This is a genomic window from Micromonospora sp. ATLC20 (assembly GCF_057196585.1).
This window is the reverse complement of record NZ_JBXUOV010000233.1, coordinates 1-7,598: the sequence shown is the minus strand read 5'-3', so window position 1 is coordinate 7,598 and position 7,598 is coordinate 1. Positions and strand designations below refer to the sequence as shown.

The 7,598-nt window shown below is 75.0% G+C and carries 9 protein-coding genes and 1 pseudogene; 4 read left to right on the top strand and 6 right to left on the bottom strand.

From position 1 onward, the window contains the following. Nucleotides 1-245, bottom strand: a pseudogene (locus AC2CHG_RS28515) (phosphatase); the annotation flags it as partial. 169 nt (nucleotides 246-414) lie between these two features. Between AC2CHG_RS28515 and AC2CHG_RS28510 the strand changes: the two are divergent. Both AC2CHG_RS28510 and AC2CHG_RS28505 read left to right on the top strand, forming a co-directional pair. Next, nucleotides 415-984 (top strand): sigma-70 family RNA polymerase sigma factor, encoded by a 570-nt coding sequence (locus tag AC2CHG_RS28510; protein WP_013283619.1) that lies wholly within the window; start codon nucleotides 415-417, stop codon nucleotides 982-984. Further along, nucleotides 981-1,670 (top strand): anti-sigma factor family protein, encoded by a 690-nt coding sequence (locus tag AC2CHG_RS28505; RefSeq protein WP_355512881.1) that lies wholly within the window; start codon nucleotides 981-983, stop codon nucleotides 1,668-1,670. Before AC2CHG_RS28510 ends, AC2CHG_RS28505 begins: the two co-directional genes overlap by 4 nt. Before the next feature lie 84 nt (nucleotides 1,671-1,754). Here the strand turns inward: AC2CHG_RS28505 and rarD are convergent, their stop codons facing one another. The 4 genes from rarD to eccE all read right to left on the bottom strand — a co-directional run bounded on the left by rarD (nucleotide 1,755) and on the right by eccE (nucleotide 5,527). Then, complete coding sequence (gene rarD, locus AC2CHG_RS28500; protein WP_484525957.1) at nucleotides 1,755-2,681, bottom strand: EamA family transporter RarD; 927 nt, start codon at nucleotides 2,679-2,681, stop codon at nucleotides 1,755-1,757. Next, a complete protein-coding gene (locus AC2CHG_RS28495) occupies nucleotides 2,678-3,166 on the bottom strand; it encodes a GNAT family N-acetyltransferase (protein ID WP_366618443.1) in 489 nt (162 codons plus the stop codon). The genes rarD and AC2CHG_RS28495 overlap by 4 nt, the downstream gene beginning before the upstream one ends. Nucleotides 3,167-3,270: 104 nt before the next feature. Continuing rightward, entirely contained in the window at nucleotides 3,271-3,657 is a 387-nt protein-coding gene (locus tag AC2CHG_RS28490; RefSeq protein WP_013283623.1) for a phage holin family protein, read from the bottom strand. Nucleotides 3,658-3,724: 67 nt separating this feature from the next. Continuing rightward, nucleotides 3,725-5,527, bottom strand: a complete 1,803-nt coding sequence (gene eccE, locus AC2CHG_RS28485; protein WP_484525956.1) for a type VII secretion protein EccE — start codon at nucleotides 5,525-5,527, stop codon at nucleotides 3,725-3,727. A gap of 244 nt (nucleotides 5,528-5,771) precedes the next feature. Between eccE and AC2CHG_RS28480 the strand changes: the two genes are divergently transcribed. Both AC2CHG_RS28480 and AC2CHG_RS28475 read left to right on the top strand, forming a co-directional pair. After that, entirely contained in the window at nucleotides 5,772-6,089 is a 318-nt protein-coding gene (locus AC2CHG_RS28480) for a WXG100 family type VII secretion target (RefSeq protein ID WP_262015330.1), read from the top strand. Nucleotides 6,090-6,109: 20 nt separating this feature from the next. Continuing rightward, on the top strand, nucleotides 6,110-6,403 hold the full coding sequence (locus AC2CHG_RS28475) for a WXG100 family type VII secretion target (RefSeq protein ID WP_135242906.1): 294 nt from the start codon (nucleotides 6,110-6,112) through the stop codon (nucleotides 6,401-6,403). Nucleotides 6,404-6,464: 61 nt separating this feature from the next. Here AC2CHG_RS28475 and mycP read toward each other — a convergent pair. Next, on the bottom strand, nucleotides 6,465-7,598 hold a 1,134-nt coding region (gene mycP / locus AC2CHG_RS28470; protein WP_484525955.1), incomplete at its 5' end, for a type VII secretion-associated serine protease mycosin.

Genomic DNA, 7,598 nt, shown 5'->3' with positions numbered 1-7,598 from the left:
GCGCCGGCCAGCGCGCCCGCGGCGGTGCCGCCGAAGCCGAGCACCAGCGCGCCGACCGCGCCGGCCCGGACCACGCCGCGCCGGGAGATCTCGGTGCCGACCACGTCGCCGAAGTACGGGTTGTCGGTCGGGTTCGGCACCGGGTGGTCGCACGCGTTGCCGCACCGGTACAGACAGGTCATCGCGTCGCGGCTGCCGTGGCGGGTGCCACCCAGCAGCGGAAGCAGGCGAGGCCGGTCGCTCATGAGGTGGAGCCTCCTGATCTCAACGTCGGAAGGCGCGCGGGTGATCGGCTCGCGCGCTCACCCGCCGGACGCTGCCAGGGCACGGTGAGCGGGGATCGGCCCGGACCTGAACCGGACGTGAACAGCTCCGCGTTGACCTGCGGATGAACCGTTCGGCGTCACGGCACGTATGGAAGGGCGAACGCATCGCCGGTTTCCCCGCCGCCGGAAGCGAGGTACCGCCATCAGCGACCACGACGCCCAACTGCTGCGCGCGCTGCACGACGAGCATGCCGACGCGCTGTACGCGCACGCCCTGCGGCTCGTCAACGGCGATCGGCCCCGGGCCGAGGACCTGGTGCAGGAGACGCTTCTGCGCGCCTGGCGGCACCCCGAGTCGCTGGACCCGCGGCGCGGTTCGGTACGCGCCTGGCTGTTCACCACCGCGCGGAACCTCGCGATCGACGCCTGGCGGCGGCGCTCGGCCCGGGTCGGCGAGGTCTACACGGACGAACTGCCCGAGACCGCGGAGACGGTCGACGAGACGGAGCGTGCGGTGGAGGCGTGGACCGTCGCCGAGGCGCTCAACCGGCTCAGCCCGACTCATCGGGAAGTGCTTGTCGAGTGCTTCTACCAGGGGCGGTCGGTGGCGGAGGCGGCGGCGCGGCTGGGCGTTCCACCGGGGACGGTGAAGTCGCGTACCCACTACGCGCTGCGCTCACTACGGTTGGCGCTGGCCGAGATGGGGGTGACCGGGTGACAGGCTGCGAGTTCGCGCACGACGACGGGGCGTACGTGCTCGGTGCCCTCGCTCCGGCGGACCGGGTCGCCTACGAGCGGCACCTGGCCGGGTGCGCGCAGTGCCGGGAGGCGGTGGCGGAGATCGCCGTGCTGCCCGGCCTCCTGGGCCGGCTCGACCCGGCCGGGCTGGAGCAGTTCCTGGAGGTCGGGCCGGAGACGTCACGGGTGCCGGCGCTGCTCGACGCCGCGCGCGAGCGCAAGCGCCGCGAGCGGTCCCGCTCCCGCCGACGGTACGCGCTGACGGCGCTCGCCGCCGCCGCGCTCGCGGTGCTGGCGGGCGTCGGCGTGGGGCTCGTGCAGTCGCCGGCCGAACCGTCCAAGCCGCCGGTGGCGCTGGCCTCGATGCGGCCGGTGGCCGGGACGGTGCCGGTGCACGCCGAGGTGGGGCTGACCGAGACGCCGTGGGGCACCGAGGTCACCATGCACTGCGGGTACGACAGGCGGGCCGGGCACCGGGAGGCGTACACGTTCCGGCTGGTGGCGCACGGCCCGGACGGCGCGACGGAGCAGATCGGCTCGTGGCTCGCCGCCCCCGGTGACGACCTGCGCTTCTCCGGCGTCACCCGCTTCACCAAGGGGGAGCTGGTCCGCCTGGAGCTGCTCCGAGGAACGAACGCCCCCGTCCTGGCCTACGACCTCCGCTGACCCTGCCCCCCTCCCCGTTGATCTTGCACTTGTGGCCCTCGGCGCGAGCGATTCGTCCCTTTCGCCCGGGCGGAAGGTGCAAGATCAGCGAGCCGGGGTGGGGGTGGGGGCGGCGTGGGTGCGGGCGGCCTGGCGGGTGCGGTGGGAGTGGCGCAGGGCGTCGGCGGTGAAGACCACCAGCGCGAGCCAGACCAGGGCGAAACCGGCCAGCCGGGCCGGCGGCATCGGCTCGTGGAAGATCAGCACACCGCAGCCGAGCTGGAGGATCGGCGCGAGGTACTGCAGCATGCCGACAGTGGACAGCGGCAGCCGGTTCGCCGCCCCGGCGAACAGCAGCAGCGGGATCGCGGTGGCGGCCCCGGCCAGCACCAGCAGCGCGGTGTGCCCGGCCGAGACGTGCCCGAACGTCGAGTCGCCGCGCGCCGACAGCCACCCCAGGTACGCCAGCGCGGGCAGTGCCAGCACCGCCGACTCGACGAACAACCCTTCCGTGGCGGGCAGTGCGAGCCGCTTCTTGACCAGCCCGTACCCGGCGAAGCTGAACGCCAGGGTGAGCGCCAGCCAGGGCAGGCGGCCGTAGTCGACGGTGAGCACCGCCACCGCGAGCGCGCCCACGCCCAGTGCCGCCCACTGCGCCCGGCGCAGCCGTTCCCGCAGCACGAGCACGCCGAACAGCACGGACACCAGCGGATTGATGAAGTAGCCGAGCGCCGTCTCCACCACCCGGTCGGAGTTCACGCCGTAGATGTACGTGCCCCAGTTGACGGCGATCAGCGCGGCGGCGAGCCCGATGCCGGCGAGCGCCCGGGGCCGCCGGGCCAGCTTGCGCAGGAAGCCGGCATGCCGTGTGGCGGCGAGCAGCAACGCCACGAACGCCACCGACCAGAGGATCCGGTGCGCGAGGATCTCCACCGGTCCGGCCGGGCGCAGCAGCTTCAGGTAGATCGGGAAGAAACCCCAGATCAGGTACGCGCCGACGCCGTACAGGTAGCCGAGCCGGAGCTGGTTCACCGCTCCACCGTAAGTGGTGGATCCTCTTCTTGGTCCTTATCGGTGACCGGCGTCACCCGCTGATCCAGCTCCATCCACCGATCCGCCGCGACCGGCCGGAAGCCGATCTTCGCGTAGACCCCGTGCGCGTCGAGCGTGGCGAGCAGGATCCGGCGTACGCCCAGCTCGTTCAGGTGGTCGCGGACCGCGCCGGCCAGCCAGGTGCCCAGCCCGCCACCCCGCTCGGCCGGGTCCACGTACACGTCGCACAGCCAGGCGAACGTGGCCCCGTCGGTGACCACCCGGGCGACAGCGACCTGCCGGCCGTCACCCGGCCGGTAGACGCCGAAGCCGATCGAGCCGGCGAACGCGCGCGCGACAGTCTCCCGCTCCCGCCCCAGCGCCCAGTACGCGTCGGTGGAGAGCCAGACGTGCACCCGGTCCAGGTCGATCCGGTCCGGGTCGGTGCTGATCTCGTAGCCGTCCGCGCGGGTCACTGTGAACACGCGGCCGAGGCTAGTACCACCGCCCCGCACTCTCGCCAGCCAATTCCCTCCTGCTGGCCCGGTGCGCCCGGCCGGCCGCCGGGGCGACCGGCCGGGGCCCGGCGTCAGTCGCGGTCGAGGACGGCGCCGAGGATCCAGGTGACGATGCCGACGAACAGCGCGCCCAGCACCGCCTCCGGCCAGAACCCGTCCACGTGGAAGGGCAGCCCGGCCTCACCGGCGATCCAGCTGGTGAGCAGGAAGAGCAGGCCGTTCACCACAAGCGCGATCAGGCCGAGGGTCAGCAGGTAGAAGCCGCACCCCACGGTCTTGATGATCGGCTGGAGCACCGCGTTCACCACGCCGAAGATGACCGCGACGAGCACCAGCGTGATCACCGTCTCGGTGGCCGAGTCGGAGTCGAGCGAGATGCCCGGGATGAGCAGGGTGGCGAGCCAGAACGCCACCGCCGTCGAACCCACGCGAATCAGAAGACCCTTCAGGAAATCCATGGCCGGGATCGTGCCACGGCCGTACCACCAGGGGAAGGCTCGACCTGGTACGCGCCGGTGCGGCTCGTCAGTGCCGGGCCGGGCGACCGACCAGTTGCGACTCGACGGGCGTGGGCGAGAGCAGCGCCCAGCGCAGGGCCCGCCGGTTGACCACCGCCACCATGTCGTCCCGGATCCGGGTCAGCCACTCCGCGGAGCCGCCCAGGCCCAGCGCCGCGCCCGCCAGCGCTGCTTCGTCCGGGTCGAGCGGCTGGAGGATCGCCAGGTCCGCGCGGGCCAGCGCCTGCGTGTCGGCCGGGGTCAGCTCGTCGCGGACCAGCAGGACCGACTGCCAGGCGGCGGCCGGGCCGGCCTCCGGCGGCACCGGGCCGGCGTCCACCACCACCAGCAGCGGGTGCAGCGGCGAACCGGGCGCGCCGCCGACCGGACGACCCGGCGGAAGCAGCGGTACGCCGCCACCGAGCGTCCCGACACCCCGTACGAACGGCTCCCAGAACCGGGGACGGCCGGTCTGCACCACCACGCGCGCGCCGAGCGCCAGTGCCCGCAGCACGAGCAGTTGCGCCGCTGCGACGCCGCCGACGAGCAGCACCCGGGTCGTGGCCGGACGGAACAGGCGGACGGTGAGCGCGGCACCGTGCCGGTTCGCGCCCACCATCAGGCCGGCGGTGGCAGGCGGCAGGTCCAGCGCGGGCGGAGGCGAACCGGCCGGAGGCGCGGCCCCGCCGGCCACCGCCAGCGGCAGCGTGGCCGCCAGCCCGGCCAGGTGCTCACCGTCGAGCCGGCGCAGCTCGCCGCCGACGTCACCGGCGACCCGGCGCAGCGTGCGTTCCGCGGTCGACAGCTCGGCCGCGCTGCCGGCCGCCACCCGTACCGCCAGCTCGGCCGGGACCGGCGTCGCGCCGACGCGCGGACCGGCCGTGAGCGCGACTGTGGTGGCGGTGGCGGGTAGCGCGAGCAGCCGTCCCACCAGCCCGCGGGCCGCCTCGCCGCGCGGATCCGGCCACCGGCGCAGACGCCAGGTGGCCTGCGCCAAGCCACCGACGGCGAGCAGCGGCCAGGTCTCCCGCACCGGGGCGCCGGGCTCGTGGTGGGCCAGTTCGGCGATCACCCGCAGCGCCGCGTCGCCGCCGAGCGGCCGTGCGGTGAGCGGGCCCAGCCGGCGAACGAGCCGCCGCAGGGTGCCGGACAGCGCCCGCAGCAGATCCTCGTCCGGCCAGCCGTCGGCGCGCAGCACCTGGACGGCCAGCACCACCCGGGTCCGCCCGGCCACCCGGCCGTCGGTGAGCTGACGGTACGACGTACCCGCCGGGCCCCCCGCGACGGCGGGCGCGGGTGCGGGCGACGCCGAGAACACCAGCTGCAACCGGATCGCGGGGGCGTCCGGGCCGGCCGGTGGAAGCAGGTCGAAGGGCGTGGGCAGCTCGGGCGCGTGGTCACCGAGCAGGTCGTCCGGGTCGCCCAGCTCCAGCAGCGCGGTCAGGCCGGCGGCGTCGTGCACCACCGCCGCGCCGCCGGACGCCTCGGTCGCGCCCACCACCGCGCCCGGCCGGAGCAACTCCAGCAGCGCCGCCGGCTCGGCCGTCGCCGGCAGGGCGCGGCGCCGGGTCAGGTACGCGGCGGCGGTGACGAGCCACTCGTGGAGCCACCGGCCGCGCACCCGCACCCAGGCGGCGGGCAGCAGCAGGGCCGCCGCCAGCAGCGAGACGGCCGTCGGCACGACACCTCGACCGGCGGACGCTACCAGTGCCCCCACCGCGACCTGGGTCGCCACGATCTGACCGGCGCGCAGCCGCGCTGCCGACCGGCTCGTCCACTGTGGTGCCCGAACCGGGACGGACGCGGGCCGCTCCGACGTACTGGCGGTCACCGCACCTCCTCGCGGGCCTCCGCGTGACGCTGCCGTGGCTCATCGTAGTGGGCGAGTTGTCCACAGGGGAGCCCGAAGGGGTAGCAGAACCGAAGTCGGACGGCTACCGTCAGCGACGAAATCGTCGAGTTGCGTGTCCGCCGCCGCCGGGCTTCCCCCTCCACCGGCCCCGGGCCCCCGCCGACGAGTCCACGGTGGTCACACGGTGGCCAGCCACGACCGAGGAGACGAGGTGACGTCCGGGATGTCCCAGACCCAGGCAGAAGCCGCGGTGATGCAGCAGACCGCCGCGAAGTTCGAGCAGGTCGACCAGTCGCTCCAGAGCATGCTCAGCGGCCTGATGGCCGAGCTGGAGGTGCTGCAGCAGGCCTGGCGGGGCGCCGGTGGGCGCTCGTTCGCGCAGGTCAAGCAACAGTGGGCGCAGGATCAGGCCGCCCTTCAGCGGGCGCTGCGCGAGACCGCCACCGCGATCCGCAGCGCCGGCCGCCACTACGACGTCTCCGACACCGAGGCCGCCGGCCGGGTGGCGGGCACCAACCGCGGCATCCAGCTGCCTCTCTGACAACCGGAAGGATCGAACTCATGGAGCACGGTGTGCTGGTCGTCAACTTCGCCGCCCTGCAACAGGCCGGCGCCGACATCCAACGGGCGCTGTCCACCCTGGAGAGCCAGCTCGGTCAGCTCGAACGCGACGCCGCCCCGCTGGTGGCGAGCTGGAACGGCGAGGCCCGCGAGGCGTACGAGGTGCGGCAGTCCCGGTGGCGGGCCGCCTCGCAGGACCTCCAGGCGATGCTGCGCGACATCAAGCTCGCCGTGGAGGACTCCGCGGCCGACTACCTCGACACCGAGAAGCGCAACGCCAACCTGTTCCAGTGAACCGACGCCGCGCGGCCCGGGGAGGTGACCCGGGCCGCGCGGCTTCGCATCTGTACCGCCGTCATCTCGGCGCGACAGTGCCGGCCGGGTCGGCCGCCCGCCACCGTCGGCGCGCGCCGGGCGGCAGCACCAGGGCGAGCGCCGCCACGAGCACCACCGCCCCGCCCGCCACTGCGGCGGCCAGCAGCGCCCGGTCCCGGGCCGAGTCCCGGCGGGACTGGCGGGCCAGCGCGGCCGGATCCGGGCGGTCCTCGGGAAGCGCGGCAGCCGGCCGGGTACGGGAATCCGTCGCGCCGGCCGACTCGGTCACCGCCCGGTACGGGTTCAGCACCCCCGCGCCGTAGCCCGCGTCCCGCCCCGGCGCGGGGTCGGCGGCGGCCACGATCCGCCCGGCCACCTCGTCCGCGCTCAGCCGGGGCCGATACTGGCGCAGCAACGCCGCCGTACCCGCCACGAACGGGGTGGCGTAGCTGGTCCCCTCCGCCCGCTGATGCCCCGACCGGGGCGCCGCCATCAGCACCTCGCTACCCGGGGCGACCACGTCCACGTACGAGCCGGTCTGGGAGAACGCGGAGCGTGTCCCGTCGCGCCCGATCGCGCCGACGCCGAGCACCCCGTCGTACGCCGCCGGATAGGGCCGGGGGTCGCCGTTGTCGTGCAGGTTCCCGGCGGCGGCCACCACCACCACGTCCCGGCGCACCGCGTAGGCGACGGCGGCGCGCACCGCCGGGTCGTCCGCGTACAGGACGACCGAGAGGTTCAGCACGTCGGCGTCGTGGTCCACGGCCCAGCGGATGGCCCGGGCGAACCCGGCCGCGTCGACAGTACGCCCCGACTCCCGTCCCTCGACCACCTGCTGCTCGCTGACCCGTACCGGCAGGATGCGCGCGTCCGGCGCGAGGCCGCGGAACGCGACGCCGGGCTGCGGGGCGGCGGCGATGATGCTGGCCACGCCGGTGCCGTGCCCGGCGCAGTCCCGGGTGCCGTCCCCGCCGCCGTCGAGGAAGTCGGCGCCGTCGAGTACGCGGCCGGCGAGCTGCGGATGGGACCGGTCCACACCCGAGTCGACGACCGCGACCACGACTCCGGCGCCCGTCGCGAGCGGGGTGAGCCGGTCCGGGGCGTACCGCTGCTGCGGCCACGGCTGGTCCGCGACCGGGCGGGCCGGCGCGGGCGGCGAGGCGCAGCCGGCCGG

Bases quoted from the DNA above. Each gene is read 5' to 3' on its own strand.
- AC2CHG_RS28480 (WP_262015330.1), top strand. From the start codon at position 5,772: ATGTCCCAGACCCAGGCAGAAGCCGCGGTGATGCAGCAGACCGCCGCG.
- AC2CHG_RS28490 (WP_013283623.1), bottom strand. From the start codon at position 3,657: ATGGATTTCCTGAAGGGTCTTCTGATTCGCGTGGGTTCGACGGCGGTG.
- AC2CHG_RS28510 (WP_013283619.1), top strand. From the start codon at position 415: ATGGAAGGGCGAACGCATCGCCGGTTTCCCCGCCGCCGGAAGCGAGGT.
- AC2CHG_RS28475 (WP_135242906.1), top strand. From the start codon at position 6,110: ATGGAGCACGGTGTGCTGGTCGTCAACTTCGCCGCCCTGCAACAGGCC.